This is a genomic window from Chromohalobacter sp. HP20-39 (assembly GCF_033052815.1).
Taxonomy (GTDB): Bacteria; Pseudomonadota; Gammaproteobacteria; order Pseudomonadales; family Halomonadaceae; genus Chromohalobacter.
In genome coordinates, this window is record NZ_JAWHTP010000002.1 from 1 (window position 1) to 26,905 (window position 26,905).

General features: G+C 62.0%; 23 protein-coding genes. 5 read left to right on the forward strand and 18 right to left on the reverse strand.

All coding sequences use genetic code 11. The annotated features are described in order from the left end of the window. Positions 1-103: 103 nt before the first annotated feature. Both RVY79_RS03590 and lldD read right to left on the reverse strand, forming a co-directional pair. Positions 104-2,959 (reverse strand): FAD-binding and (Fe-S)-binding domain-containing protein, encoded by a 2,856-nt coding sequence (locus tag RVY79_RS03590; RefSeq protein WP_317462660.1) that lies wholly within the window; start codon positions 2,957-2,959, stop codon positions 104-106. 122 nt (positions 2,960-3,081) lie between these two features. Next, entirely contained in the window at positions 3,082-4,236 is a 1,155-nt protein-coding gene (gene lldD / locus RVY79_RS03595) for an FMN-dependent L-lactate dehydrogenase LldD (RefSeq protein ID WP_317462661.1), read from the reverse strand. A gap of 537 nt (positions 4,237-4,773) precedes the next feature. On the opposite strand from lldD, the gene RVY79_RS03600 reads away from it, so the two are divergent. Beyond that, the gene (locus tag RVY79_RS03600; RefSeq protein ID WP_317462662.1) at positions 4,774-5,559 is read left to right on the forward strand and encodes a GntR family transcriptional regulator; all 786 of its coding nucleotides are present in this window, start codon (positions 4,774-4,776) and stop codon (positions 5,557-5,559) included. Positions 5,560-5,578: 19 nt separating this feature from the next. Here the strand turns inward: RVY79_RS03600 and RVY79_RS03605 are convergent, their stop codons facing one another. The 3 genes from RVY79_RS03605 to RVY79_RS03615 all read right to left on the reverse strand — a co-directional run bounded on the left by RVY79_RS03605 (position 5,579) and on the right by RVY79_RS03615 (position 8,317). Continuing rightward, positions 5,579-6,250: a metal-dependent hydrolase gene (locus RVY79_RS03605; RefSeq protein ID WP_317462663.1), complete on the reverse strand. Its 672-nt coding sequence runs from the start codon at positions 6,248-6,250 to the stop codon at positions 5,579-5,581. Positions 6,251-6,378: 128 nt separating this feature from the next. Continuing rightward, positions 6,379-6,918 carry a gamma carbonic anhydrase family protein gene (locus tag RVY79_RS03610; protein WP_317462664.1) on the reverse strand — a complete coding sequence of 180 codons (540 nt, stop codon included), beginning with the start codon at positions 6,916-6,918 and terminating at the stop codon, positions 6,379-6,381. 58 nt (positions 6,919-6,976) lie between these two features. Next, entirely contained in the window at positions 6,977-8,317 is a 1,341-nt protein-coding gene (locus tag RVY79_RS03615; RefSeq protein ID WP_317462665.1) for a sodium-dependent transporter, read from the reverse strand. A gap of 154 nt (positions 8,318-8,471) precedes the next feature. Here RVY79_RS03615 and prlC point away from each other — a divergent pair, with 154 nt between their 5' ends. Further along, positions 8,472-10,523 carry an oligopeptidase A gene (gene prlC, locus RVY79_RS03620; protein WP_317462666.1) on the forward strand — a complete coding sequence of 684 codons (2,052 nt, stop codon included), beginning with the start codon at positions 8,472-8,474 and terminating at the stop codon, positions 10,521-10,523. A gap of 80 nt (positions 10,524-10,603) precedes the next feature. Continuing rightward, positions 10,604-10,864 (forward strand): YheV family putative zinc ribbon protein, encoded by a 261-nt coding sequence (locus RVY79_RS03625; RefSeq protein WP_317462667.1) that lies wholly within the window; start codon positions 10,604-10,606, stop codon positions 10,862-10,864. Between the two features lie 110 nt (positions 10,865-10,974). Here RVY79_RS03625 and sodC read toward each other — a convergent pair whose 3' ends face one another. The 4 genes from sodC to RVY79_RS03645 form a co-directional block, all read right to left on the reverse strand. Further along, positions 10,975-11,505 carry a superoxide dismutase [Cu-Zn] SodC gene (gene sodC / locus RVY79_RS03630; RefSeq protein WP_317462668.1) on the reverse strand — a complete coding sequence of 177 codons (531 nt, stop codon included), beginning with the start codon at positions 11,503-11,505 and terminating at the stop codon, positions 10,975-10,977. A 72-nt stretch (positions 11,506-11,577) separates the two neighbouring features. Continuing rightward, positions 11,578-12,426: a methylenetetrahydrofolate reductase [NAD(P)H] gene (gene metF / locus RVY79_RS03635; protein WP_317462669.1), complete on the reverse strand. Its 849-nt coding sequence runs from the start codon at positions 12,424-12,426 to the stop codon at positions 11,578-11,580. A 143-nt stretch (positions 12,427-12,569) separates the two neighbouring features. Beyond that, complete coding sequence (locus tag RVY79_RS03640; protein ID WP_317462670.1) at positions 12,570-13,553, reverse strand: cation diffusion facilitator family transporter; 984 nt, start codon at positions 13,551-13,553, stop codon at positions 12,570-12,572. A 57-nt stretch (positions 13,554-13,610) separates the two neighbouring features. Then, positions 13,611-14,507, reverse strand: a complete 897-nt coding sequence (locus RVY79_RS03645) for a DMT family transporter (RefSeq protein WP_317462671.1) — start codon at positions 14,505-14,507, stop codon at positions 13,611-13,613. Positions 14,508-14,709: 202 nt separating this feature from the next. On the opposite strand from RVY79_RS03645, the gene RVY79_RS03650 reads away from it, so the two are divergent. Then, positions 14,710-15,639 (forward strand): AEC family transporter, encoded by a 930-nt coding sequence (locus RVY79_RS03650; protein WP_317462672.1) that lies wholly within the window; start codon positions 14,710-14,712, stop codon positions 15,637-15,639. Positions 15,640-15,653: 14 nt separating this feature from the next. Here the strand turns inward: RVY79_RS03650 and RVY79_RS03655 are convergent, their stop codons facing one another. The 8 genes from RVY79_RS03655 to metK all read right to left on the reverse strand — a co-directional run bounded on the left by RVY79_RS03655 (position 15,654) and on the right by metK (position 23,451). Next, complete coding sequence (locus RVY79_RS03655) at positions 15,654-16,376, reverse strand: AraC family transcriptional regulator (protein WP_317462673.1); 723 nt, start codon at positions 16,374-16,376, stop codon at positions 15,654-15,656. A 14-nt stretch (positions 16,377-16,390) separates the two neighbouring features. After that, entirely contained in the window at positions 16,391-16,717 is a 327-nt protein-coding gene (locus tag RVY79_RS03660; protein WP_317462674.1) for an AzlD domain-containing protein, read from the reverse strand. Further along, complete coding sequence (locus tag RVY79_RS03665; RefSeq protein WP_317462675.1) at positions 16,714-17,442, reverse strand: AzlC family ABC transporter permease; 729 nt, start codon at positions 17,440-17,442, stop codon at positions 16,714-16,716. The genes RVY79_RS03660 and RVY79_RS03665 overlap by 4 nt, the downstream gene beginning before the upstream one ends. Further along, a complete protein-coding gene (locus RVY79_RS03670) occupies positions 17,439-17,975 on the reverse strand; it encodes an XRE family transcriptional regulator (protein ID WP_317462676.1) in 537 nt (178 codons plus the stop codon). The genes RVY79_RS03665 and RVY79_RS03670 overlap by 4 nt, the downstream gene beginning before the upstream one ends. A 109-nt stretch (positions 17,976-18,084) precedes the next feature. Next, entirely contained in the window at positions 18,085-20,259 is a 2,175-nt protein-coding gene (locus RVY79_RS03675; RefSeq protein ID WP_317462677.1) for a TRAP transporter permease, read from the reverse strand. A 28-nt stretch (positions 20,260-20,287) separates the two neighbouring features. After that, on the reverse strand, positions 20,288-20,785 hold the full coding sequence (locus RVY79_RS03680) for a DUF1850 domain-containing protein (RefSeq protein ID WP_317462678.1): 498 nt from the start codon (positions 20,783-20,785) through the stop codon (positions 20,288-20,290). Between the two features lie 40 nt (positions 20,786-20,825). After that, a complete protein-coding gene (locus RVY79_RS03685) occupies positions 20,826-22,022 on the reverse strand; it encodes a TAXI family TRAP transporter solute-binding subunit (protein WP_317462679.1) in 1,197 nt (398 codons plus the stop codon). A gap of 208 nt (positions 22,023-22,230) precedes the next feature. After that, entirely contained in the window at positions 22,231-23,451 is a 1,221-nt protein-coding gene (gene metK / locus RVY79_RS03690) for a methionine adenosyltransferase (protein WP_317462680.1), read from the reverse strand. A gap of 269 nt (positions 23,452-23,720) precedes the next feature. Between metK and tkt the strand changes: the two genes are divergently transcribed. Continuing rightward, positions 23,721-25,712: a transketolase gene (gene tkt, locus RVY79_RS03695; RefSeq protein ID WP_317462681.1), complete on the forward strand. Its 1,992-nt coding sequence runs from the start codon at positions 23,721-23,723 to the stop codon at positions 25,710-25,712. A 125-nt stretch (positions 25,713-25,837) separates the two neighbouring features. Here tkt and RVY79_RS03700 read toward each other — a convergent pair whose 3' ends face one another. Continuing rightward, on the reverse strand, positions 25,838-26,893 hold the full coding sequence (locus tag RVY79_RS03700; RefSeq protein ID WP_317462682.1) for an aldo/keto reductase: 1,056 nt from the start codon (positions 26,891-26,893) through the stop codon (positions 25,838-25,840). Positions 26,894-26,905 lie beyond the last annotated feature (12 nt).

The window sequence follows — 26,905 nt, forward strand, 5'->3', positions numbered from 1 at the left end:
CTTTCACCGCTGGCCACGAAGCCCGTCGCCGGCAGCGGATGCGTACTTTACGGATCCACCAGCGGGAACGCAAGGGGATGATGTAAAAATAGGCGCCCAGCGTTTACGTGGCAACGCCTTCAACAACACAAGGTCGACTGACCTCGTTGAGCAAGTCGAGAATCGAACGATAGGGAATCCCGGCATGGTAGCTCAGCCCCATTTCACAAGTCCGCGAGTTGGAATAGCCGACATCGCACCCACTGACGGCATCCGCCAGGCCACGCAACGCGGCGGCGTTCAACTCCGGCGTGGTGAGCCCCTTGTCCCCCGCGAACCCGCAACAGGCGATCTCCGCCGGCACCACGACGTCATCGGCACATGCTTTTGCCAGCGCCACGAACTTGTCGCTCAACCCCATGCGCACACTCGAGCAGGTGATATGCAGGGCGATACTCGAATGCTTCGGCCTGACCGCCAGGCGCGTCAATAGATAGTCGTGCGCAAACGCGACCGGCTCCTGAATCGTCAAACGCGTATCGAGGCTTTCCATCATGCGTTGTGTACAGGGGCTGGTATCGCACAGCACAGGGTAGCGACCGTTCTGGGATGCCAATAGCAACTCGCGGTTGAGTTCGCGCGCCTTGTGATCCGCCTCATCGAAATAGCCCCGGGATTGAAACGCCATCCCACAGCAAAGGTGCCCGATCATTGCGGGAATGACGACCTCGTAACCGGCCTTCTCGAGCAGTGCCAGGGTCGTGCGTGTCACGGCCTCGGCCCCGTCATCGCCCCGCGAGGTACCGAAGACTCGCGTGGCGCACGCCGGCAGGTAGACAACCTTGTCGCGCTTGCCACCGACCGCCTTCTCCGCCCGACGCTCCAGGATGCGAACCGGCGCGGGCGCCGGCAGTGAGGGGACCCACTGCGGCAGTCGCTCACCACTGAGTCGACGCGCACCCCGCGTCAAGGCGCTCATCATGCCCGTACCCAGCACACCGTGCGTGGTATCCACGAGACGTAACGCGCCTCGTCCGATGCGGGTCGTGCCGGAAAAATGACGTCCGACCAGACGCGCCGTGCCGCCACGCTCGACGACTCGGCGATGGCGCCACTCACGCACGAGATCACCGGTATTGATGCCTACCGGACATTGCGTGGCGCACAGGCCATCGGCGGCACAGGTATCGATGCCTTGATATTGATAGGCTTCGCGCAATGTTGCGAGGCGTGCTGTCGACGCTTGCGTTCCAACACGCTCGAGGCGTGCCATCTCACGCTGGATCACGATGCGCTGACGCGGTGTCAAGGTCAGCTCGCGGGACGGACAGACCGGCTCGCAGAACCCGCACTCGATGCACTTATCCACAATGGGATCAGCGGCCGGCAGCGGCTTGAGGTTGTGGAGATGTAGCTCGGCGTCGCGGCTCAGAATGACATCCGGGTTGAGCAGATTCTCGGCATCGAAGAGTGCTTTGATCCGCCACATCAAGGCATACGCTTCGGCGCCCCACTCACGTTCGACGAAGGGCGCCATGTTACGCCCCGTGCCATGTTCCGCCTTGAGCGAGCCGCCGTATTCGTCGGCCACCAAGGTCGCCACGTCATCCATCAGGGCGGCATAACGATGCACCTCGGCGGGCGTCTCGAAGCCCTGGGGGAAGACGAAGTGCAGATTGCCTTCCAGCGCATGGCCGAAGAGGATGGCGTCGTCATAGCCATGCCGCCGGAACGTTTCGGTCAGCGCTGCCACGCCTGCCTCGAGGTACTCGAGAGGAAAAGCGACATCCTCGATGATGACCGTGGTACCGACATCACGCACCGCGCCCACGGCGGGGAACAATCCCTTGCGCACCTTCCAATACCGCGCATAGAGCTCAGGGTCGCGCGTGAATCCCAGTGGTTCCAGCGTCTTGAGCCCTTCGAGTGCCGCGTGCACCGCGGCGATACGCGCCGCCAGTGCGCGCTCCTCCTCGTCACGCACATCGATGAGCAAGGCAGTCGCATCGGCAGGCAACGTCTCGAGGCCTACCGGCATGCCCGGCGCCCCTTCCACGGCGCGCAGAGCGGCCCGATCCATCAGCTCGACCGCCGACACCGGCGCCGACTTGAGCGCGAGCGTCGCCCGGCATGCCGACGCCATGTCCGTAAACAACGCCAGCGCTGCGGTCTTCAGCGGTGCGTCCTGCACGGTGTCGTAGGTGATGGCGCTGATGAAACCAAGTGTGCCCTCGGAGCCGATCATCAGGTGCGCGAGAATATCGAAGCCATCCTCGAAATCGACCAGGCTATTGAGCGCGTAACCGGTCGTATTCTTGAGTCGATACTTGTGGCGAATGCGCTCGGCCAGCGGCGTATTCGCCCGCGTCTCGCGTCCCAGCGCCTCCAGTGCTTCAAGCAGCTCACCGTGAGAGGCACGAAATGCTGAGCGACTGGCCGTATCGCCGGTATCCAAAAGCGTGCCGTCGGCCAGGATGACCCGCATATCACGGAGCGTGCGGTAACTGTTCTGTGCCGTGCCACAGCACATGCCCGAGGCATTGTTGGCGGCGATCCCGCCGATCATGCAGCTATTGATCGAGGCGGGATCGGGGCCGATCTTGCGGCCGTAAGGGGCCAGCAATTGATTGGCGCGCGCGCCGATGATGCCGGGCTGCAACCGAATCGCCCGCCCCTCGTCAAGAATCCGGTAATCCCGCCAACCCTGATTGAGTTGAATGAGCACCGAGTCGGTCACGGCCTGCCCGGAGAGCGACGTTCCCGCCGTACGAAACGTCACCGGCAAGCGCCGATGACGGCATTCGGCCAGCACGGCCATCAGCTCTTCTTCGCTGTCGGGACGCACGACCAACTGCGGAATGAGGCGATAGAAGCTGGCATCACTGCCATAGGCCAACGTCCGCAGCGGATCGTCGATCAGCTTGTGTGCGGGCAACCTTTCACGCAGCGCTTCAAGAAGCTCTGTATAGGGCGCTTTCATCGTGGATTCCGATTATCAGGCGGCGAACGCAGTGCATCGAACAGCAATACCGTTTCATCGGTCATTCGTCTCTCCCCGCTCATGTCGGTCGCCCTTCAGCATGGTGCACGATCATCATCCGCTCAATCCGCGCCGTGGCTTGCAGCAGACACCAACGAATCCGCCCCAAGCTCGGCGATGGAGCGTGCCCCGGTGAGCGTCATTGCGACCCGCATCTCCTTTTCGAACAACTCGAGCAGGTGGGTAACCCCCGCCTCCCCGGCGGTGGCAAGGGCATAGATGAAGGCACGTCCCAACAAGACAGTATCGGCGCCCAAGGCGATCATGCGCACGACGTCCAGCCCGTTGCGCACGCCGGAATCGGCCAGGATGGCCAGATCGCCTTTGACCGCGTCGGCGATGGCCGGCAAGGCACGCGCGGTAGAAGGCACACCGTCGAGCTGACGGCCGCCATGGTTGGAAACGACGATGCCATCCGCACCGAAGCGGACCGCATCGCGGGCGTCTTCGGGATCGAGTATCCCCTTGATAATCATCGGGCCATCCCAGAACTCGCGAATCCACTCCAGGTCTTTCCAGGAAATGGCAGGATCGAAATTGTTGCCGAGCCAGGCGATGTAATCCTCGAGCCCCGTCGGTTGACCTCGATAGTCCGAGACGTTGCCCAAGTCATGAGGGCGGCCATGGAGTCCCACGTCCCAAGACCAGGAAGGATGCATCACGGCCTGGAGCATTCGCCGAGCCGCTGCATGCTTGCCGCTCATGCCGGAATGGGCATCACGGTAACGCGCCCCCGGCACGGGCATGTCGACCGTGAAGACCAGCGTTTTGACGCCGGCGGCTTTGGCGCGCTCCAACACATGTCTCATGAAGCCCCTGTCCTTCAGCACGTAGAGCTGGAACCAGAGGGGACGATCGATGGACGAGGCCACCTCGTCGATCGGACACACCGATACCGTCGACAGCGTGAACGGTATGCCTTTCCCGGCCGCTGCGCGCGCCGCCTGCACCTCGCCGCGCCGGGCGTACATACCTGCCAACCCCACGGGCGCCAAGGCAACAGGCATGGCAAGGGATTCGCCGAATAGCTCGGTCTCCAATGACAACGTAGACATGTCCTTCAGCACGCGCTGACGCAACGCGATACCCGCAAGGTCTTCGACGTTATGTCGCAGCGTATGCTCGGTATAGGATCCGCCATCCGCGTAGTGAAATAGAAAGGGCGGAATACGTCGCTTGGCGGCTTGGCGGTAGTCCGTGGAAGCTGAAATGATCATGATGAACCCTGTGCAAGTGATGCGCTAAGCATTGTCTGAAAACTGCCTGCGCTCGGCCATACTGCGTTAAAAATCAGCTCGGGCGCGAGTCCGATCAAAATGCTCATTTACACCCCGTAAACTCCGCTTTTTCGCTGATTTTTGCCTTGTCTGACCTTCGCTCGTCGACTTTTCAGACAGTGCCTAACGTTGGATGGTCATCGAAGCGTCGTGCCGAACGTTCGGAGAGTGGTGATAATAGAATGGTTGAGACATAGGCGAACGAAGAAGAAGAAATGGAAACAGCAGCTCACCACTTGCCCTTATTGGTTTTACCAATTTACAAAACCGAATGGCCTAACTCTATGAGCGGGTACTGAAGGGTGTCAACAAGGAACCTGCTTCTCGAACAACAATAGCTTTATACTTTAGTCAGAGTCGTAATATAAGGCGCTCGAAGAAGACTGGAGTGGCGCAAAAAGATTGCGTAAAATTGGTCATACCATTTATCAAGCGATATCACGCCGGTCATCAACCAACGAGTAAAGAGCGACGCCCATGGCTCCACAACACCTCAGACAACCGCGCCTCGCCGACGTGATCACCGAGCGGCTCGAGGCCATGCTGCTCGAAGGCAGCCTCAAGCCGGGAGAGAAGCTGCCTCCCGAGCGTGAATTGGCGGAGCATTTCGGCGTTTCGCGCCCTTCCCTGCGCGAGGCTATCCAGAAATTGGCCGCGCGCGGCCTGCTCACCAGCCGCCAGGGTGGTGGCACTTTCGTCTCCGAACAACTCAGCAACAGCTATAGCGATCCGCTCCTGGAAATGCTCACACGGCATGGCGAGTTCAATCTAGATCTACTCGAATTCCGCGACGCCCTGGAAGGCATCTCAGCCTATTACGCCGCCTTGCGTGCCACATCCGATGACAAGGCCATGCTGCAAACACGCTTCGAGGAACTCGAGGCCAGTTATCGGCATCCTGATCGCAGCAGCGACCCCATGCGCGAAGCTCGTGCCGATGCGGCTTTCCATCTGGCCATCGCCGAGGCGGGCCACAACGTGCTGCTGCTGCACACCATGCGTGGCCTTTTTCACCTACTGGAGAAAAGCATCGTCGCCAACCTGGCTCACCTATTCGAGAAACCGAACTCTCGCGACCACCTCATGGACCAACATCGCGCCCTGTTCGAGAGCATCCTCGCCGGCAACGCCGACGAAGCACAAGCACGCGCCCACGAACACCTGGCCTTCGTCGAGAACGGACTCCTCGAGCTCGAACGTGCCGAAACACGCGCCCAGCGCGCGCAACGCCGCTCACAAGGATTACCCGAATCGCCTACCTGAAGCCCCTCGTCAGGCCACATCACGACCAGGATGTGACGCCGCGATTCACCAGCTCCAGCAACGTGGGCCAGGGCGGCAGCCACGGTGCCAGAGCAACGCCCAACAACAACCACAGAACAGCGTTGCCAGGCTCGCGGTAATCGAAGAGCTTGAAGGCGGTTCCGAAGGAACGCTTGAGCCGCGAGCCGACCAGATCGACGCTGTACAGCTCGTCAAGCAACAGATGGACCAACGCGCCCCCGCTCAGCGCCATGCCTTGAGCCCAAGCCATCGGTGCAGGCTGGGCCAGCAGATGAAAGCTCATCGCCGCCGTCCCCATACCACAAAGCAGGCTCGCCAGCAGCGAATGCCAAATGCCGCGATGCACGGTAAAACGCTTGAAGATCGCACCAGCCAAGTAGCGTACGCCGAGATACAAGCCACCACATGCCAACACCAAAGGGCCCGGCGCCAGACGCGATTGCAACCATAGCGCGCCGGCGATCACCGCCAGGACCGCCAGCAAAGTGAAGATTAGGCGAATGGCGTGCGAATGATCGGAGTCGATATCGGGCAGGATGCCGCCAAACGCCATCAAGACGGCCAACGGCCAGCCCTCGTTGAAGCTCCATAGGCTTGCCTGCCAGCCGGCATAGGCCGCCAACACGCCACCGCCCAGGGCAACGCCGAAATGTGTGCGAAAGTTGGCCATGGCCCGCCTGAAACGCCCTCGACAATACTGGATGAAAAACCAGATTATGAGGCTTCTCGACGAAACAAAACAATGCGTTAAGTGAGAAAATGGCGCCGCGGACGGGCCTGGCACACCCAGGCGTGTCGTTATACCGGTGGCTGGGCCAGATACTCGTCCTTGAGTTTCACGTAATTCCCTGCCGTATAGGTGAAGAAAGCTCGTTCGGCATCTTTGAGCGCCCTGAGCGGCTTCGCGGGATTGCCCGCGTACACTTGCCCGCTCTCAAGATGTTTGCCCGGCGTCACCACCGCGCCGGCGGCGATGATCACCTCGTCCTCGACCGTCACGCCATCCATGACCGTAGCACTCATACCCACCAGCACCCGGCTACCGATGGTGCAACCGTGCAATAGTGCTTTGTGGCCCACCGTCACGTCATCGCCGAGCGTCAGTGGATAGCCGTCGGGGTTGTAATCGCTGGCATGGGTAATATGCAACACGCTGCCATCCTGAATGCTGCAACGCGCGCCGATACGGATACGATGCATATCGCCACGTATCACGGTCATCGGCCACACGGAGCAATCGTCACCCAAGGTGACATCGCCCAGCACGACACACGTCGGGTCGATATAGACCCGCGCCCCCAAGCGCGGCGTCGTCCCTTTGAACGTCCGCAATGTCATCCACTGTCTCCCTTACTTCAACTCATGGTGGTCGGGCAGTTCATGCAGGCATCCTCCATCACCATAGCGCCGACAACAGCACGATGACGACCAGCGGGATCGACACGTAACGTACCAGCCCACGCCACATTCGGAACCCACCAGGACTTGCATCCAGCGCCCGCATGGCCGTACTCGCCGGCATGACCCAGGCGGCGAAGATAGCGATAAACAACCCGCCGATGGGCAGGAAAAACTCCAGTGGCACGGTGGTCACCAGTTCGAAGAAGTTCATGCCCGCCAGCCAGTTCACCTCCGACATACTCGAGAACGAGAACACCGACAGCAAACCGACCAACCACACCAAGGCGCCGATCAACGCCGCCGCCTTGCCGCGCTTGAGACCGGCATCGGTGAAGATCGCTACCAAGGGTTCGGCCAGGTTGATCGACGAGGTCCATGTCGCCAGCAACAGCAACAAGAAGAAAACGCCCAGCCACAACGGCCCGCCCGGCAGATCAGCGAAGGCGATGGGCAAGGTCACGAACATCAATCCCGGCCCCTCGGCGGGATCCATACCCTGCGAGAACACCACCGAGAAAATCGCGATGCCCGCCAGCAGCGCCACGGCAACATCCAGCACCGCTACCGCCGCCACGGCTCGCGGCAGGCTCTGATGATCGGGCATATAAGCACCATAGGCCATCAGCGCGCAGGCACCCACCGCCAGGGTAAAAAAGGCGTGGCCCATGGCATTGAGCACCACGCGCAGGGTGATTGCCTCGAGATCGGGCGTGAACAACCATGCCATCGCGGTGCCGAAACCGTCGGTGGTCACGGCGTAACCGACCAGCACCACCAACAGAATATAGAGTAGCGGCATCAACAGGTTGTTGAGTCGCTCCAGGCCGCCGGAAATACCCGCCGCAACCACCGACATGGTCAGCAATATGAACAACGTATGGTTGAACGTCATGCGCAGCGGATCGGCGAGGAAGGCATCGAAACTAGCGCCGATTTCATCCGGTGTGCGGCCGCTGAAATTGCCGTTGACCGACTCGATCAGATACTCGATCGACCATCCCGAGACCACCGAATAGAACGACAGAATGAAAAACACCGTCATCGCGCCGAACAGCCCCAGCCAGCGCCAATGCGGCGACACGCCCGCCTGACGCGCCAGATGCGCCAATGACTGCATCGGCCCGCGGCGACCGGCTCGACCCACGAGGATCTCGGCCATCATGATCGGCAGCCCCAGGATCAACACGAACACCACATACAGCAACAGGAATGCCGCCCCACCGTTTTCGCCCGTCATGTAAGGAAAACGCCAGATATTGCCCAGACCTACGGCCGCCCCGGTCACCGCGAGAATGAAGGCACGTCGCGACCCCCAGCGTTCCAGCGTTTCACTCATGGCGTTGTACCCTTCGTTATGACCCGGCGCCACACACGGCGCCGAAAGCGCCAAGCCTAGCAGGCGCGCGGTTGGCGGCCAATCGCGCCGACATTGAAAGCGGCCGCGCCCACCCCCACCTATGCTTCATTCACACGTTCATATCGAGGTGCCCATGTCACGCAACCCCTTGCTCGAATCGCATGTCCTGCCGCCGTTCGATGACATCCAGCCCGAGCATGTGGTGCCGGCCATCGAGCAGCTTCTAGCAAAGAATCGCCGTGACATCGAGGCCCTCGCCAATCAGTCGCAGGTCAGTTGGGAGAGCCTCGCAGCGCCCCTCGAGGCCCTCAACGACCGCCTCTCGCAGGCCTGGTCGCCGGTGTCGCACCTCAATTCCACCATGAACAACGACGCGCTGCGTGAAGCCTATCAAGCTTGTCTCGCCATGCTTTCCGACTACAGCACGTGGCTGGGCCAACACCAAGGCCTCTTCGACGCCTTCACGCAGCTGAAGGAAAGCAACGAGTACGCCCGCCTCGAGGAAGGTCAGCAGCGCTCCATCGACAATACCTTGCGCGATTTCCGCCTCGCCGGTGTCGATCTGACAGAGGACAAGAAGCGCCGCTACGGCGAGATTCAGGCACGCTTGTCGGAATTGGCCAACACCTTTTCCAACCATTTGCTCGACGCCACCCAAGCATGGCACAAGGACTTGCCCGACGACTCACGCCTGGCCGGCCTGCCGGAAAGCGCACTGGCCACGCTCAAGGCCAACGCCGAAGCCAAGGACGTCGAGGGGTATCGCATCACGCTCGACTTCCCGAGCTTCTACCCGGTGCTTTCCTTCGCCGACGACCGCGCGCTACGCGAAGAAGTCTATACCGCCTTCGTGACCCGCGCCTCGGACAAGGGCCCACAGGCCGACCGCTTCGACAACGCGCCGATCATCGAAGAGAGCTTGCGGCTGCGCCGCGAACTGGCCGAGCTGCTCGGCTTCGACACCTACGCCGACTATTCGCTGGCCACCAAGATGGCCGATTCGCCCGAGCAGGTACTGGGCTTTCTCAATGACCTGGCCGAACGCGCACACCCCCAGGCCCAGCGCGAATTCAACGAACTCGAAGCCTTCGCCCACGAATCGCTGGGGCTCGAATCGCTCGCGCCTTGGGATATAGGCTACGCCAGCGAGAAGCTCCGCGAAGCGCGCTACGCCATCTCGCAAGAACAGCTACGCCCCTATTTTCCGGCCCCCAAGGTCATCGAGGGGCTGTTCCGGGTGACCGGCACGCTCTACGGCATCCGCTTCGCCGAGCGCGATGACGTGCCGCTTTATCATTCCGACGTACGCTATTTCGAGATCCTCGACGGTGATACGCCGATCGCTGGCTTCTATCTCGACCTTTATGCCCGCGAGGGCAAGCGTGGCGGGGCCTGGATGGACGAATGCCGAGTGCGCCGCACCCGTGAGGACGGTAGCCTGCAATTGCCGGTCGCCTACCTGACCTGCAACTTCACGCGGCCCGTGGACGGCAAGCCGGCGCTGCTCACCCATGACGAGGTACTGACGCTGTTCCACGAGTTCGGCCATGGCCTGCATCACATGCTGACGCGTCAAACCGTCGCCGATGTCTCTGGCATCAATGGCGTCGCCTGGGACGCGGTCGAGCTGCCCAGCCAGTTCATGGAGAACTTCTGCTGGGAGCGCGAAGGGCTGGACATGATCGCCGCGCATGTCGACACCGGCGAGAAGCTGCCCGACGCCCTGCTCGACAAGCTGCAAGCCGCACGTAATTTCCAGTCGGCCATGGGCATGACGCGTCAACTCGAGTTGTCACTGTTCGACTTCCGCCTGCACCATGAACTCGAAGCGCCCGATGCGGGCGAAGTCCAGGCCCTGCTCGACGACGTACGCGACAAGACCACCGTCACGCCGCGTGTCGACTTCAATCGCTTCCAAAACGGCTTCGGACATATCTTCGCCGGTGGCTACGCGGCGGGCTATTACAGCTACAAGTGGGCCGAGGTGCTCTCGGCGGATGCCTATAGCGCCTTCGAAGACGCCGGCATCTTCGATACCGCGACGGGCAAGCGTTTCCGTCAGGAAATCCTCGAGCGCGGCGGTTCGCGCGACGCTGCTGCGCTGTTCAACGCCTTTCGCGGCCGCGCGCCCAGTATCGAAGCGCTGCTTCGTCACTCCGGCATCGAGAATGCCGACGCGGCCTGATACCGTCTTTTGCAATTCCGCTTTTGCAATCCTTTCCAACCGGGCCACGTGCCCGGTTGCCATCGCTAGAGGACTCCAAGATGACGGCCAATCCCAAGCGTTTCATCGCCGGCGCCATCTGCCCGCGCTGCGCGGCCATGGATCGCATCCGTGCCTGGGAGCAGAACGGCATCCGCTATCGCGAATGCGTGTCCTGCGATTACCTCGAGCAGCTGGCCATCGATGAGAATGGCTTCGCTGAAGACCTCGCCACTCGCGTCAACCAACCACGCGAGGATGACGCGTCCGACGACATCCAGACCGTGCGCCTGATCGACCCGAGCGACGGCAAGACCCACTGACCGCGAATCGCGCCGCCCCGCCACGGTATAAAGCAAGACGCATAAAAAAGGCTCCCGCAGGAGCCTTTTCGTTACCTAGCGTAGCCGACAGGGCCTTCGCAACAGGGCCATCACTCGGACACAGTGCCGCATGCTACGCGCTTGCCGCCGCCACCCAACTTGGGCTCGTCGGAGTATGTGTCGCCACCGGCATGAATCATCAGGGCGCGGCCATCCAAGTCGGAGACTTCAAGACGCGGTGCCAACACCGGCGTCGTGGCCTTGCCTTCCTTATCGACCATCAACACCGGCAGGTCACCGAGATGCCCATCTCCATAGGGGCCCTGGTGCGTACCCGTGTCTTTAGGGTCGTAATGACCGCCAGCAGCGCCGCCCGGCACCGTTTCACCGTCTTGCTCCGAAGGCTGGCAACTTGGGTTCTCATGCACGTGGAAACCGTGCATGCCCGGCTCGAGCCCCGAGAGATCCGGAGTCAGCAGCAGGCCGTAATCGGTATCTTCGAGGGTTACGGTGCCCATGCTGTCGCCAGTGCCCTGAGCATCGACCTTGTGCAGTTCGATATCATGTTGCGCTGCCTGGGCGCTTCCCAGCATCAACAAGGCACTGCCGACACCGAGCGCAAGACGAGGGATACGTAGCATGCCGTTCTCCTATCCATGGGTGAGACGTCTACCTCACAAAGGGTAGACAAAGAGCACACCCGACGCCATGCATCAGCTATCGTAACGAAGATTGTCGAGCACTCGCAGCGCCGGCGTCGCCTGGTTGAGCGTATAAAAATGCAACCCCGGTGCACCGCCGTCGAGCAGACGCTGGCAAAGGTTCGACACCACCTCCTCGCCGAACGCTTGGATGCTTTCGCTATCGTCGCCGTAGGCTTCAAGCTGTTTGCGGATCCAGCGCGGAATGTCCGCCCCGCAGGCGTCAGAGAAACGCGCCAGCTTGGTGTAATTACTGATCGGCATGATCCCCGGCACGATCGGCGCCTCGACCCCCAGTGCACGAGCCCGATCAAGGAAATGGAAGTAGGCGTCGGCGCTGAAGAAATACTGCGTGATGGCGATATCGGCACCGGCCTGCATCTTGCGCACGAAATTCTGCAAGTCGTGCTCGTAACTCGGCGCCTGGGGATGCATCTCAGGATACGCCGCCACCGCGATCTGGAAATGATCGCCGGTTTCCTCGCGGATGAATTCGACCAGCTCGTTGGCGTAACGTAGCTCGCCCATGCCGCCCATTCCCGAGGGCAGGTCGCCACGCAGTGCGACCAGGTTGGTGATACCCGCCTCGCGAAAACCCGCCAACCGCTCGCGCAACTCGCCCTTGTCGCTACCGATGCAGGACAGGTGCGGGGCGGTATCGATGCCGCACTGACGTACCGACTGCACGGTCTCGAAGGTCCGTGCCTGTGTCGAGCCTCCGGCGCCGTAGGTCACCGAGAAGAAACGCGGACGCCGCTCGGCTAGCATGTCACGCACGCCTTTCAGCTTGTCCCGCCCGGCATCCGTGTTAGGCGGAAAGAATTCAAAGCTGATGCCCAGCGGATGTTCGCGAGTACTCATCGATGCAACCCTCTTCATGACATGGCGCGACCGACATTGGGTCACGTTCGTATTCGATGCCGCGCATTCTGCCGATCCTCGTCCACGCTGACCAATGAAAGTTTCGCGGCTCGTCATTAATCCGGGTCATAGCGCCCGACGCCTCAGGGATGCGTGGTGGATGTCACCTGGCAATCGCCTCCTGTCAGGCAAGCCTCGCCTTCGACCTGCAACGTTGCATGGCTGATCCCGAAGCGTTCATGCAGGCACGCATAGGCGGCCTTGAGCATCGTCTGGTGCGACATGTCATCGCGCACCACCAGATGCAGGCTCAGCAACGGGTCCTGTGGCGTGAGTCCCCACACATGCAGGTCATGCACACTGACCACACCCTCGATGTCTTCCAACGCCGTGCGAATCTTGTCGACATCGACGCCTTCCGGCGTGCCTTCGAGCAGGGTATGGGCCGAGCGACGCAGAATTTTCCAAGCCGCGCGCAGGATCAAGGCCGCCGCCAGCACGGACAACAAGGGATCGATGGGCATCCACCCCGTCAGCATGATCACCAGCGAGGCCACAATCGCCGCCACCGATCCCAGCAGGTCGCCCATCACGTGTAACAGCGCCCCACGCAGGTTGAGATTCTCCTGGTCGCCACCGTGCAGAACCTTGAATACCACCAGATTCACCAGCAAGCCGAGGATCGCGATGGCCATCATCGGCCCGGCCAGTACGTCCACCGGCTGCGTGAAGCGCTCGATGGCAGCGATGAAGATCCATACCGCGATGCCCAGGAGCATCAGCCCGTTGATGAAAGCTGCCAACACCTGGAAGCGCTGGTAACCGAAGGTACGCCGCTTGTCCGGCGACTTGTCGCCCATGTAGAAGGCAAACAGCGCTAACCCCAGCGCAAAGCTATCACTGAACATGTGCCCGGCATCAGCCAGCAGCGCCAGCGACCCCGACACCCAGCCGCCGATCGCCTCTGCCAGCATGAAGCCGGCGGTCAGGTACATGGCGAACTTGACGCGCTTCGCACTATCGGCGGTGACCGTAGGTGCGTGGTCGTGGTCGTGGTCGTGGTCGTGGTCGTGGTCGTGGTGATGATCATGCGCCGCATGATCGTGACCGGAAGTCGAATGTCCCATGCCGTCGTGCCTCTGGAGGGCTTTTCTCCAGTGTAATGTCTGGAGTGGACTTCAGGGTCAATACGTCGACTTTTTGCCGCGTAGCGGCACGCGTAACCAGCCACTGCCGATGAGCATGCCCAGCGTGATCAGCCCCGCTGCCACCACTAGCCAAGCCGTGGCCGTGGCGTATCCGGTCGCGATCAGCACCAAGGTGGACAGCAGCGGCGTGAAGTAGGCCAGCAGCCCCAGCAAGCGCAGGTCGCCATGCTTCACGCCTATGTCCCAGGTAAAGAAGGCGCTGCCCACAGGACCGAGTCCCAGGCCGATCACACCCAGCCAACCGATGCCCTGCGGCCAGCGCGAGGGTTCGAACAACCAGTGACACAGCGCCGCCAGTACCGCCGTCGCCAGGCAAAAGCCCCCCACGGCCGCCGTGGGCACCGCGCGATTGGCCCGCGAGAGCACCGAATAACCGCTCCATAGGAAGGCACAGGCGAACGCCGCGATATAACCCACGGCACTGCCCGAGGCACTGACATCGCCCCCCACCAGCAAGGCCGCGCCCACGAAGCCCAGCAAGGCGCCCGCGACATGGCGCACGCGAAGCCGCTCGCCGGGCAACAGCGCCACGAACAGCACGATCAACAACGGCCACAGATAGCTGATCAAACCAGCGTTGGCGGGGGGCGCATTCTGCTGGGCGACGAAGTACAGAGCGTGATAGCCGAACAGCCCACCGACACCCAACGCCCAGACACGCGGTGGCTGACGCAACGGCGCCCACAGCGACTCACCACGCACGCGCAACCAGACCATGAAGCACACGAAGGCCAGACCGAACGCCAACGCGGTGAGCAGAAACGGCGGCACGGGGCCTGCCAATTGCGTCAACGCCGCCAACAAGGCCCAGTTGAGCACGGTGGTGGCGCCGATCAGCGTGGCTCGACGAGACGTGGACGACTCGAGCGACATGATGAACTCCCATATGACATGAACGCGAGCGCTCAGGCTGTCACGCCGACACGCCACAAACTTGTCAAATTCTGACCCCGGGCTACCACAGCGGGGGCATTGCAAGCGCATCAGGGGCTGGAAAACCCTGAATCCTGAACCCGGGGGCTGCCAAACAAGCCGCATAACGGGCATCATGGGTGCTCATCATCAGGAAGCGTGCATGTCCCAAGTCGATCTTTCTCAACCGCTGTGGATGCTGCTGATCTTCGTGGCACTGGGCTGGCTCTGTGCGCGGCGCCTCGCCGTCGACCCTCGCCCCATCGCCACGCTGTTGATCTATCTCATCGCACCGCTGACGTTCTTTCGCGGGCTCTATCTGGGCGAGCCCTCGCCTGCCTTGCTGGGCCTGACGGCAGGCATGTTCGCGCTGGCCAGCGTCTTGTGTCTGGTGACCCACGCCGTCGTACGGCGTTACTTCGCCCCGCAGGAAGCCGCGCTGCTGGCGTTTTCCGCCGGCACCGGCAACACCGGCTACTTCGGGCTGCCCCTGGCCATGGCGCTTCTCCCACCGGAGGGCGTTGCCGCTTACCTGTTCTGCTTGCTGGGCGTCACGCTGTTCGAATTCAGCGTGGGGTTTTACATCAGCGCCCGCGGGCAATTCTCGGTCCGCGAGAGCCTTGGCAAGATCGTCCGCCTGCCGTTGCTCTACGCCTTCCTGGCAGCGCTGGTCGCCTCTCATCTACCCTGGTCGGTGCCTGGCGCCGTGATCGAAGGACTCGACTACTTCCGCGCCAGCTATACCGTGCTCGGCATGATGATCATCGGCATGACGCTGGGTGGCGTCTCGATGCGCGCCTTCGACGTGCGCTTTCTGGGCGTCTGCATCGCCGCGCGCTACGTGATGTGGCCCTTGGTGATGCTGGGCCTGGTGCTCGCCCTGCAAGCGACAATGGGCATTTCGTCGACGCTGGCCGGCGCACTGATTTTGCTGGGTGTGGTGCCCATGGCGGCCAATGTCGTGGTCATCGCCATGGAACTGAACATCCGCCCCGCCAAAGGCGCCATTGCGGTGCTGCTGACGACCGTGGCGGCGCCGCTGATCATTCCGTCCTACCTCGACATTCTCTGGCGAATCGCAGGACTCGGTTAGCGTATCGGCTATCGTTAACCTGCCGACTGACGGCGTTGCCGCCACTCGCGGGGTGACAACGCATGACGGGCGCGGAAGGCACGCGAAAAATGCGCGCTGTCGTGAAAGCCACACGCCTGGGCGATCTCGGTGAGAGGGCATTGGGTATCCTGCATCAGCGCACAGGCGCACTGCAGGCGGCGCTCGATCAACCAGGCATGTGGCGAGGCTCCAGTGAGGATGCGAAAACGCCGCGCGAACGCCGCCTCCGCCATGTGGCAGCGCGCCGCCCAGTCACGCACACGCCAAGGTGCCGCCAGATCCGCCTCGACCTCCGGCAGCAAATGCAACAAGCGCAAGCGCGGTTCGGTATGCGTCGTGCGCCCCACGTCGAGCAGCGCATGCAGTCGCCTCGCCAGTACATCGGGACGCGCGTCGACGAGCGCAGCGATATCCGCACGCACGGTCGGCGGCAAACGGCGCGACGTGATATCGCCAAGCCCTGCTGCCTCGCACCACGCAACAGGCAGGTCGAGCACCAGCGTGCGGTTGTGGCCCGGCGCCAGATAGTGATGCTCGTTGCCGCTGGAGATAGTGACGAGCCGCCCCGCATCCACGTGCGCGCCACGTCCGTCGGCTTCCAGCTCGACAACGCCCTCGAGCCCGATCAGCCACTGGTGAAAGCCATGGCGGTCGGTCAGCACCCGATCCGGGTAACGGCGCGTCTCGGCGGTAGGCAGCAAGCATTCATTCGACATGGCAACGACTCATCTCAATCGGCCAGGGCCCAGCCGGCCGCACCATAGACACCGGCGCCAACCAACGTGGCCAACCCTACGTTAGGCGTCAAACGCTGCACCAGCAACACCGCCGTCGCGCCCAGCGCCAAGCGTACCCCGCCGCGCCAGTGCGGCGCCTGCCACCATAGATCGCTCACCGAGAGGACGATCAACGCCGCGATGGCGGCAAGCCCCAGTGCCCCAAGGAAGCGGCTCAGCCTGCCCTCACCACGCACCAGGCGCGTCCCGGAAAGTAGCGGCAGGTAACGTATCAGAAACGTGCCCACCCCCGCCGCAATCACGATGACCCACCATGTCATGTCATTGCCTCCCGAGCGCGTGCGGTACGGGCTCGACGGCTACCCACCAGGGCACCCGCCAGCATGCCGACCAGCATGGCCACATGTCCCGGCCACCACACCATACCCAATAGCGTGGCGCCGGCCGCGACCGCCACCACTGGCCAGCGAGCACGACGCCACGCCTGCGCCAGCAAGGCCAGGAACAGCGCGGGGAGCACGAAGTCGAGTGCCTGTGCTACATAGCCACCATCGTTGGTCCACCCTGCCCCCATGCCGGCGCCCAGTGCCGTACCTCCGACCCAGGCCAGATAAGCGCCCAACGCCAGGCCCAGGCACCAGGCTGGCTCAAGAGGCCGCGACGCCCCCTTGGCCATCGCCGTGGCGAAGACTTCATCAGTCAGCCCGAACGCCAGCCAGGGCACCAAGCGACGCGGCAATGCCACGAGACGTGTCGCCAAGGCCGGACCATAGAACAAATGGCGTAGATTCATCATCAGCACCGCCGACAACACCGTGAGCCCACCACTGCCTGCGGCCATCATCGCCACCATCACGAACTGGCTGGCACCGGCGAAGACCAGCAACGAAATGCCCACGGCCTGCCATGGCGTCAACCCGGACTGCACGGCGATAACACCAAACGAGAACGCGATCGGCGCATAGCCCGCCACCAGCGATAAGCTCTCCCGCAGGCCTTGGCCTGCTGAGCGCCAGGGCGACGAGATTGCCCGTTCGAACGTCATTGAGCCACCTCGTCATGTGGATACACGATGCTGACCACGATCCGCGTAGTGTCCAACAAGGCTTCATAGCGATGCTCGACATCCGCCGCGAACGCGTGCCCCTCGCCCGGCCGGCAAACGGCCAGCGCATGGCCAGTTCCCACACGCAACGTGCCCTCTACCACCATGACATGCTCCCGCACTCCTCGCGGATGCGCCCGCGAGGTTTTCAGCTCTCCCGGCGCCAGGTGCATGAGATAGACATCCACCCGAGGCGACTGCTGCCCGCGCACCACCAGTTGCACACTTCCGCCACCGGGTTCGCTGACGGTCATGCCCTCTTCGCCCTCGGCGAGCAGCTCGCTAAAAGCCACCCCCAGCGTATTGGCCAGCGTCCAGAGCGTTTCGATGGTGGGATTACCCTTGCCAGCTTCGAGCTGCGAGAGCGTCGATTTACTGATCGCGGCGCGCTCGGCCAGCGCGCTCAATGAATACCCCCGCACCTCGCGAAGGCGGCGCAGGTTGGCGACAATGACGGGACTCGGTGACGGCATGGCCTTGTTTACCAAAAAGAACGCTTTCGTTCTTTTTAACGAACAACACATCAAAAAACAAGGGCGCCGACGGGCGCCCTCTTCTATCGACTGCACTGTGTCCCGCTTGTCACGCCGTCGCGGGTTTCGTCTGATTCGACAGCAGGAACAAGCCGACCGCGATTGCCGCCCCCACGATATCACTGATCAAGCCAGGGAAGATCAGTGTCAGCGCCCCGACGGCTGCCAACAGGCGCCAGAATGGGTTGAGCTGACGGCGTAGATAGCCCTCCACCGCGACGGCCAGCAGCAGTACGCCGACCACACCGGTCACGACCACCCACAGGATGTTGCCAAGCGTCGCATCGATCATCAGCATGCTATGCGCGAACACGAACATGTACGGCACCACGAACCCGGCGATGGCCAGTTTCATGGCCTGAAAACCCGTAGCATTGGGCGAGCCACCGCTGATGCCGGCGCCTGCATAGGCCGCCAGGGCCACCGGCGGTGTCAGGTTGGCGAACAGTCCGAAATAGAACACGAACATGTGCGCTACGAAGATCGCTGTCTCGTTGCTACCCGCCAGCTCGCGGAACAACGGCAAGTTCAGCAGGATCGGCGCCGCCATGGTGCTGGTAATGATATAGGTCGGGATACTCGGCAGACCCATCCCCAGCACGATGGACGCGATCATGGTCAGGAACAGCGTGACCAAAAGCTGAATCATGGGGATCGGAATCTGCTGCCCCAGAGCGACCACGGCATCGGCGGCTTCCAAGGCGATACCCGTAAGCGTGGCAACTCCCACGATGATTCCTACCGCACCACAGGCGATTGCCACAGGGATCGCGTTGCGTACACCATCGTGCATCGCATCGCGACACGCGACGATATCCATTTTCTCCGCCACCAGGCCAAGCCTGGCACGCAGTGCGTTGATTGCCACCGGCACCGCAATGACCAGGAACAGCGACCAGCGACTCAACGGCATATTGGGCTGCGCGTAGCCAGCAAACAATGCCCGCAATTGCGGCTCGAAGATCAACAGCGCCAGGATCGCACTCAATCCCACGGTGACCCAGCGTGTGCCGCAGATCAGCACGGTGGCGGCAATCGACCAGAAGGCCGCGAAGAACGGTGCCCGGCCATCGAACAACAACCACAGCAACACCACCATCGGCACCAGCAGGTGGCCGCGCTTGAGCATCACGGCCTTGAGCGGCGTCAGCTCGGAGCGCGGGATTCCCTCGAGACCATTACGCAGGGCACGCAGGTGCACCTGGAACAACACGCCCAGATAGAACAACAAGGCGGGAATGATCCCGGCCAAGACCACCTGGGTGTAGGGCACCGATAGCACTTCCGCCATGATGAAGGCGGCCGCCCCCATGATCGGCGGCAATATCTGCCCACCGACACTCGCCGAGGCCTCGACGGCCCCCGCGAAATTTGGTTTGTAGCCGGTACGCTTCATCAACGGAATGGTGAAGGCCCCCGTGGTCACCACATTGGCGATCGCCGAACCGTTGATCGACCCCAGGAAGCCACTCGCGAGCACCGCCACCTTGGCCGGCCCACCACGTGTATGCCCCGCTACGGCAAGCGCCAGATCATTGAAAAGCTGCCCCAATCCCGATTTCCCCAGGAAGGCGCCAAACAGGATGAACAAGATGATATAGCTGGCCGAGACCCCGATGGCGGTACCCAGCAGGCCCTCGGTGATGAACACCAGATGCGACATCACCTGACGGCCTGTGGCCAGGATGATCGACTCGTTCAACTGCGGATAGAACGACAGTTTGGCGTAGAAGCCGTAGACCAGAAAAATCGTTGCCAGCAGCGTCAGCCCCCACCCGGTCGCACGCCTGGTGGCATCGAGCACCAGCAGGATGGCCAGGCAGCCCACCAGCATGTCGACGTCATTGATGCGCCCCGCCGAGGCGATGACGCGATCGGATACCACCAGCATGTAGATACCCACGCCGAACGCCAGGAGCGCCAGCACGGCATCGCCCCAAGGAACGCGATCACGCGCGCCCTTACGGGTCAACGGATAGAGAATGAACGTCAGCCCCAGCAGGGTATACAAGTGAATACTGCGTTGTGCCACGTCGACCAGCGGCCCGGAAAACGACGTATATAGGTGAAACACTGCCAGCAGTACCGCCAGGACGGTAACGAACTTGATCACACCCCCGGGCAACGCATCGCGTACCAAGCTTTCACGGTCAAACTTTTCCAGCGCTTCCTTGACCGCCTTGTCATCGTTATCGATCGGCGGTACTTGTTTTTCTTCGGACATGAGAACCTCATTCCCATCCTGCGGGAGATTACGGCAACCAGGGACGTATCAAGGCCGGCAATGCCTGCCAAAGAGGTGCCCTGAGAATGCTGAACGTCAGTATCGGTGGGGGCTCGGCACGCGACAACACGAAAGTGTGTCCGGCATAACGCATACGATAGCGTTCGGCGATGGCGGCCTGCACGGCAAGAGGATCGACGATTCGGTCGATCCCCGTCATAACCACCCACCCATCCTCGAGGTGAGTTTCATTGCCCGCCGAGGCCGGCACGCCGGCACCGAAGGTCTTGAAGCGGGTACCGGTGATCTCGATGGCCCCACGCTCGGTCACCTCGAACCACTCTTCCCAGTCTTCCTTTTCGACCGAATGCGTCCAGCGCAGCGTGAACCGCGTGCCTTCCCACCCTGGAAAGGCGTAGCGCCACTCGGCACCGTCACGTACCACGAGCCATGGCAACGGATAAACAAGCGTGGCGACCATCACGGTCGCCACGGCGAGTGTTATCCAGCCTGTTTTACGGCTCATGCGTATGGCCATTCATTCCCACACGCTGAGCAAGAACGGATCAATTTCCTGAGTCGGCACTGTCCGCATTCTTGTCCTCCGATGCACCGCCTTCGGAGAGGGTGTCATAAAACGCCTGTGCTCCGGGATGCACCGGCGCCACCAGGTTCTGGTTCATGGTGTCGGGTTCGAACTGCTTGAGCGCACCCACCGAGACCTTCTCGGAATTGAGGTAGTCATAGAAGCGCTGGGTCAGTTCCTTGGCGACGTCATCACGCATATCGCTGCTCACGATCAGCATGTTGCGTATCGCCACGGTATCGACTTCTTCATTGAGGCCATAGCGCTCGGGCGCACCCGCAGGCAATGTATAAGGTTCATAATACGGATAAGCCTCAAGCAGCTTGTCCGCCACATCGCCAGTAACCGGCACGAAATTTATATCGGTGCTCTGCATCAATCCCGTGATACTCGAGTTGGGCACGCCGGAGGTAAAGAAGGCCGCATCGATGTTGCCGTTGCTCATACCAGTGACGCTATCGGCATACCCGGTATGGCTGACCTGAGCCAAGTCGTCATAAGTCAGACCGGCGGATTCGAGCACTTTCTTCGCACTCTGTTCAACGCCGGACCCGACCTTGCCGACACCGACACGCTTGCCTTCGAGATCGGCAATGCTCTCGATGCCGCTGTCCTCGGTGGCCACGATCTGCACGACGTTAGGATACAATCCCGCGAGCGCCTCGATATCAGCTGGCCTGCCCTCGAATTGGTTTTCGCCATTGATAGCATCGTAGGCAACATCGCTCATCACGATAGCGATCTGGTTGAGACCATCGGTAATGTTATTGATGTTCTGCACGGATGCGCCGGTCGACACCACCTGGATGTCATCGACGAGCTCGCTGGCCTCAAAGACGCCCTTCAGGGCACCGCCGATAGGATAGTAGGTGCCGCCCGTACCGCCTGTTCCGAAGATCAGGCTGACCGGCTCGACGCTCGCCGTTTGCGCCTCCTGGTCTCCCTCGCCGCTGGTACTGCTGGTGTCGCTGGTACTGCTAGTGTCGCTGGTACTGCTAGTGTCGCTGGCACTGCTGGTGTCGCCGGTGTTATCGGAGGAAGCCTGCTCCTGCGAGCTCGTCCCGCCGTTTTGTGTCGTGTTGTCGGTTTCAGCGTCACTGCCGTCATCGCCACAACCGGCCAACAAAGCACCGGAAAGACCCAGCACGGCCGCCAGCATCAAAGTACGAGTCGCCATAGCGCAATCATCCCTTGGTTGTCCACGAATCCGTGGTCATTAAATTCAACTTCCTAGCTTACGAGTCGCAACGCCTGGATACCATGTCGACACCCCGGCTTACGACTAAAGTAGTAAGTTACATCGCGCTCTTCCAGCTTGACACGCCCCAACGCCAAGACCCCCGGTAGGCCGGGGGTCTTGCAGACTGCGAACGCTTATCGGGCTGTCAGAGGCTAGCGGCTTGCCGCAGAGCGTCGGCACGATCGATCCTTTCCCAAGGAAACGCCGTGAATGTCTCGACGTGCTGCTCGCCGCTGACATCGGTCCAAGTATAGCTGTGCTCGAACGGCTCGCGGCCGAAGTGCCCATAGGCCGCCGTCAGTTGATACATGGGATGCAACAGATTGAGCATGCTGGTAATCGCATTCGGGCGCAGGTCGAAGTGCTCACGGACCAGCTCGACGATCTTGGCATCGCTGATCTTGCCGGTACCGAAAGTATCCACCGAGACGGACGTCGGCTCGGCCACGCCGATGGCGTAGGAAATCTGAATCTCGCAGCGCTCGGCGAGACCGGCAGCGACGATGTTCTTGGCCACGTAACGGCCGGCATAGGCAGCACTACGATCGACCTTGGAGGGGTCCTTGCCCGAGAACGCTCCGCCACCATGGCGCGCCATGCCACCGTAGGTGTCGACGATGATCTTGCGCCCCGTCAGGCCGCAGTCGCCCACCGGCCCCCCGATGACGAACTTTCCGGTCGGGTTGATGTGGTATTTGGTGTTCTCGGTCAACCATTCAGCGGGAATCACCTCTTCGATGATCTCGCGCTTGACCATGTCGCGCAGTTCATCCTGGTCGATGTCCGGATCGTGCTGAGTGGACAGCACGATGGCATCGACGCTGCACGGCTTGCCCTGCGCGTCGTAGCGAAAGGTCAACTGGCTCTTGGCATCCGGACGCAGCCACGGCAGCAAGCCGTGCTTGCGCAGCTCGGCCTGGCGCTCCACCAGACGATGTGAATAGTGAATCGGCGCCGGCATGTAGGAGTCAGTCTCGTCGGTGGCGTAGCCGAACATCAGCCCCTGGTCACCCGCGCCCTGATCCTCGGGCTTGGAGCGATCGACGCCCTGGGCAATATCCACGCTCTGCTTACCGATCAGGTTGAGCACGCCACAAGTATTACCATCGAAGCCAACCTCCGAGGAGGTATAACCGATGTCGTTGATGACGTTACGCACCAAGTCTTCCAGATCCACCCAAGCGGACGTAGTGATCTCGCCGGCGACGATGGCGACACCGGTCTTGACCATGGTTTCACAGGCCACGCGCGCCTGCTTGTCACGGGCGATGATGGCATCCAGCACCGCGTCGGAAATCTGATCGGCGATCTTGTCCGGGTGCCCCTCGGAGACAGACTCGGAAGTAAACAGGGAGTATTCGCTCATGGCGTCCTCGACTCTCTCTATCACATGCTGGCGAGCCGAAACACGACCGCCATCGTTAAGGAGATGAAATTACGCCGTCAGCCGATGGCGATGTCGGCACGACGCATGACAGGTCCGGCGCGAGACGAGGCCGGCTCGGGGGTGCAAAGTTTACACGCTGGATGACTAGCTGCCTAGCGATTGGCCCTCGGCGGCATTTGATGCCACGCGGCTTCTCGGCGACAATAACGCACCGCTTTACCCGATGCCCGCAGGCGAGGAGCTAGCCAATGCCGTCCCGTTTCGAAATGGCCAATGCCATTCGTGCCCTATCCATGGATGCCGTCCAGAAGGCCAATTCCGGCCACCCTGGCGCCCCCATGGGCATGGCCGACATCGCGCAAGTGCTGTGGAATGACTACCTCACGCACAACCCGGCCAATCCACACTGGGCCAACCGCGACCGTTTCGTGCTTTCCAACGGGCACGGTTCGATGCTGCTCTACTCGCTTCTGCATCTGACGGGCTACGGCATTTCGCTGGAGGATTTGCAGAACTTCCGCCAACTGCACTCGAAAACCGCCGGGCATCCGGAACTTGGCTACGCACCGGGCATCGAGACCACCACCGGGCCGCTGGGCCAGGGTCTAGCCAATGCCGTGGGCATGGCCATCGCCGAGCGTACCCTCGCCGCGCAATACAATCGCCCCGGCCATGCGGTCGTCGACCACTATACCTATGTCTTCGTCGGCGATGGCTGCCTGATGGAAGGCATCTCGCACGAAGTCTCCTCGCTGGCGGGCACTCAGGGGTTGGGCAAGCTGATCGCCTTCTACGATGCCAATGGCATCTCCATCGACGGTGAAGTCGAAGGCTGGTTCACCGACGATACCGCCAAACGCTTCGAGGCATACGGCTGGCACGTGGTGCCCAACGTCGACGGCCACGACCCCGAGGCGGTCAAGGCAGCCATCGAGCTGGCCCGTACCAACGACGACAAGCCCAGCATGATCATCTGCAAGACGATCATTGGCTTCGGCGCGCCCAACAAGCAAGGCAAGGAAGAGAGTCACGGCGCGGCGTTGGGCGAGGACGAAGTCGCCGCCGCCCGCGAGCAGCTCGGCTGGCCGCATCCGCCGTTCCACGTACCGGAAGATATCTATCAATCCTGGGACGCCACCCAGCGCGGCAGCGAGGCCGAAGCCAACTGGGACGAGCGCTTCACTCGCTACCAGGCCGCCTATCCGGAAGAGGCCCGCGAGCTCGAACGCCGCCTCAAGGGCGAACTTCCGACCGCGCTGACCAGCGAAAAGCTCATCGAGGACGCCCAGGAAAAAGGCGAAAGCCTCGCCTCGCGCAAGGCCTCGCTGGCGTGCCTCAACGAGCTCGGCCCGCAACTGCCCGAACTACTGGGCGGCAGCGCCGATTTGGCACCGTCCAACCTGACCTTCTGGAAGGGCGCCAAGGCCATCACGCAGTCCGAGGCCAGCGGCAACTACCTGCATTACGGCGTACGCGAGTTCGGCATGGCCGCAATCATGAACGGTATCGCTCTGCATGGCGGCTTCGTGCCCTATGGCGCCACCTTCCTGATCTTCATGGAATACATGCGCAACGCCGTGCGCATGGCAGCGCTGATGGGCCAGCAGGTCATCCACGTCTTCACCCACGATTCCATCGGGTTGGGCGAAGATGGGCCGACGCACCAGCCGATCGAGCAGCTCACCACGCTACGCTCGACGCCCAACCTCTCCACCTGGCGCCCCTGCGACGCCGTGGAAACGGCCGTGGCCTGGGACGCTGCGCTCAAGCGTCAGGCCGGCCCCTCCGCGCTGGTACTCTCACGCCAAGGCTTGCCCCATCAGGCCCGCGACAAGCAGCAGTTGGCCAATATCGAGCGTGGCGGATACGTCCTCAAGGATTGTGACGGGACACCGGAACTGCTCCTCATTGCCACCGGCTCCGAGGTCGGCCTGGCAATGGATGCCGCCAGTGAGCTGGAAAGCGCCGGCAAGCGCGTGCGTGTGGTCTCCATGCCCTCTACCGACACCTTCGACGCTCAGGATGCCGACTATCGCGAATCGGTCCTGCCGCGTGGCGTCACTGCCCGCCTGGCCATCGAAGCCGGCCACCGCGACTTCTGGTTCAAGTACGTGGGCCTCGACGGCGGCATCGTCGGCATGACTACCTACGGCGAATCCGCCCCCGCCGGCGATCTGTTCAAGCACTTCGGCTTCACCGTCGACAACGTCGTCGACCAGGCCAAGGCGCTGCTGGCATGACGCACTCCGCCTGGCGCCCTTCGCCAGGCCTTTAATACCCGTCGCATGACGTAAACGCCCGGCAAACATGGCTTGCCGGGCGTTTTGCATGCCGCGCCGCCACGCGACGGGCTATCGGCTGACGCTCAGTCGTCGAGATACTGACCATGCAGCACACGGTCGGCATGGCCCAAGCGGCTAGCCGCCGTATTATGCTGATGCCAATACGGATACAGCAGGTCCGGGCGACTGACCTTCTCGATGGCGGCGATCTCGTCGGGCTTGAGCGTGAGCTCGGCGCTCGCCAGGTTGTCCTTGAGCTGCTCATCCTTGCGCGCACCGATCACTGCAGTGGACACCCCGCTGCGCAACAGCGTCCAGGCCAACGCCACTTGGGCGGCGGACACGCCGTGCCCATCGGCCACGTCGACCAGCACGTCGATCAAGTCGAAGAGCTTGTCCTCGTCGTGGATCGGCGGCTCGGTCCAGCCCTGGCTGAACCGCGTGCCATCGAGATGGCGCTGGTCGCGGCGATACTTGCCCGAGAGCAAGCCGCCGGCCAGCGGGCTCCAGACCATGGTGCCAAGCCCCTGGTCGACGGCCGCCGGCATCAACTCGTACTCGGCGTCGCGAGCCTGAGCGGTGTAGTGGATCTGCTGGCAGATCGGCTTGATGAAGTTGTGCCGCTCGCAGATCTGGAGCGCCTTCATGACGTGCCAGGCGGACCAGTTGGACACGCCGTAATAGCGAATCTTGCCGTCACGCACCAGCTGATCCATGGTCGCCAGCGTCTCCTCCAGCGGCGTCAGGCCATCCCACTGGTGCATGAGGTACAGGTCGAGCCAATCGGTCTGCAGGCGTCGCAGGCTGGCCTCGCACTGCCGCAGGATATGATGACGCGATAGGCCCTCGTCGTTGGGGCCATCCCCCATCGGGAACCGCACCTTGCTGGCCACCAGCACCGAATCGCGACGATCCGCCAGTACCTCGCCGAGGATTTCCTCGGAACGCCCTTCCGAATACATGTTGGCGGTATCGAAGAAGTTCACGCCCTGTTCGGTGGCCATGTCGACCTGGCGCTTGGCACCGGCGATATCGGTCTCGCCGACGCTGGCCATCTTGCCAACGCCGCCGAAGGTCATGGTGCCAAGCGTCAATGCAGAAACGCGCAGGCCCGAATGGCCGAGATGACGATATTCCATGTTGCTCTCCTT

Bases quoted from the DNA above. Each gene is read 5' to 3' on its own strand.
- RVY79_RS03590 (WP_317462660.1), bottom strand. From the start codon at position 2,959: ATGAAAGCGCCCTATACAGAGCTTCTTGAAGCGCTGCGTGAAAGGTTG.
- lldD (WP_317462661.1), bottom strand. From the start codon at position 4,236: ATGATCATTTCAGCTTCCACGGACTACCGCCAAGCCGCCAAGCGACGT.
- RVY79_RS03600 (WP_317462662.1), top strand. From the start codon at position 4,774: ATGGCTCCACAACACCTCAGACAACCGCGCCTCGCCGACGTGATCACC.
- RVY79_RS03605 (WP_317462663.1), bottom strand. From the start codon at position 6,250: ATGGCCAACTTTCGCACACATTTCGGCGTTGCCCTGGGCGGTGGCGTG.
- RVY79_RS03610 (WP_317462664.1), bottom strand. From the start codon at position 6,918: ATGACATTGCGGACGTTCAAAGGGACGACGCCGCGCTTGGGGGCGCGG.
- RVY79_RS03615 (WP_317462665.1), bottom strand. From the start codon at position 8,317: ATGAGTGAAACGCTGGAACGCTGGGGGTCGCGACGTGCCTTCATTCTC.
- prlC (WP_317462666.1), top strand. From the start codon at position 8,472: ATGTCACGCAACCCCTTGCTCGAATCGCATGTCCTGCCGCCGTTCGAT.
- RVY79_RS03625 (WP_317462667.1), top strand. From the start codon at position 10,604: ATGACGGCCAATCCCAAGCGTTTCATCGCCGGCGCCATCTGCCCGCGC.
- sodC (WP_317462668.1), bottom strand. From the start codon at position 11,505: ATGCTACGTATCCCTCGTCTTGCGCTCGGTGTCGGCAGTGCCTTGTTG.
- metF (WP_317462669.1), bottom strand. From the start codon at position 12,426: ATGAGTACTCGCGAACATCCGCTGGGCATCAGCTTTGAATTCTTTCCG.
- RVY79_RS03640 (WP_317462670.1), bottom strand. From the start codon at position 13,553: ATGGGACATTCGACTTCCGGTCACGATCATGCGGCGCATGATCATCAC.
- RVY79_RS03645 (WP_317462671.1), bottom strand. From the start codon at position 14,507: ATGTCGCTCGAGTCGTCCACGTCTCGTCGAGCCACGCTGATCGGCGCC.
- RVY79_RS03650 (WP_317462672.1), top strand. From the start codon at position 14,710: ATGTCCCAAGTCGATCTTTCTCAACCGCTGTGGATGCTGCTGATCTTC.
- RVY79_RS03655 (WP_317462673.1), bottom strand. From the start codon at position 16,376: ATGTCGAATGAATGCTTGCTGCCTACCGCCGAGACGCGCCGTTACCCG.
- RVY79_RS03660 (WP_317462674.1), bottom strand. From the start codon at position 16,717: ATGACATGGTGGGTCATCGTGATTGCGGCGGGGGTGGGCACGTTTCTG.
- RVY79_RS03665 (WP_317462675.1), bottom strand. From the start codon at position 17,442: ATGACGTTCGAACGGGCAATCTCGTCGCCCTGGCGCTCAGCAGGCCAA.
- RVY79_RS03670 (WP_317462676.1), bottom strand. From the start codon at position 17,975: ATGCCGTCACCGAGTCCCGTCATTGTCGCCAACCTGCGCCGCCTTCGC.
- RVY79_RS03675 (WP_317462677.1), bottom strand. From the start codon at position 20,259: ATGTCCGAAGAAAAACAAGTACCGCCGATCGATAACGATGACAAGGCG.
- RVY79_RS03680 (WP_317462678.1), bottom strand. From the start codon at position 20,785: ATGAGCCGTAAAACAGGCTGGATAACACTCGCCGTGGCGACCGTGATG.
- RVY79_RS03685 (WP_317462679.1), bottom strand. From the start codon at position 22,022: ATGGCGACTCGTACTTTGATGCTGGCGGCCGTGCTGGGTCTTTCCGGT.
- metK (WP_317462680.1), bottom strand. From the start codon at position 23,451: ATGAGCGAATACTCCCTGTTTACTTCCGAGTCTGTCTCCGAGGGGCAC.
- tkt (WP_317462681.1), top strand. From the start codon at position 23,721: ATGCCGTCCCGTTTCGAAATGGCCAATGCCATTCGTGCCCTATCCATG.
- RVY79_RS03700 (WP_317462682.1), bottom strand. From the start codon at position 26,893: ATGGAATATCGTCATCTCGGCCATTCGGGCCTGCGCGTTTCTGCATTG.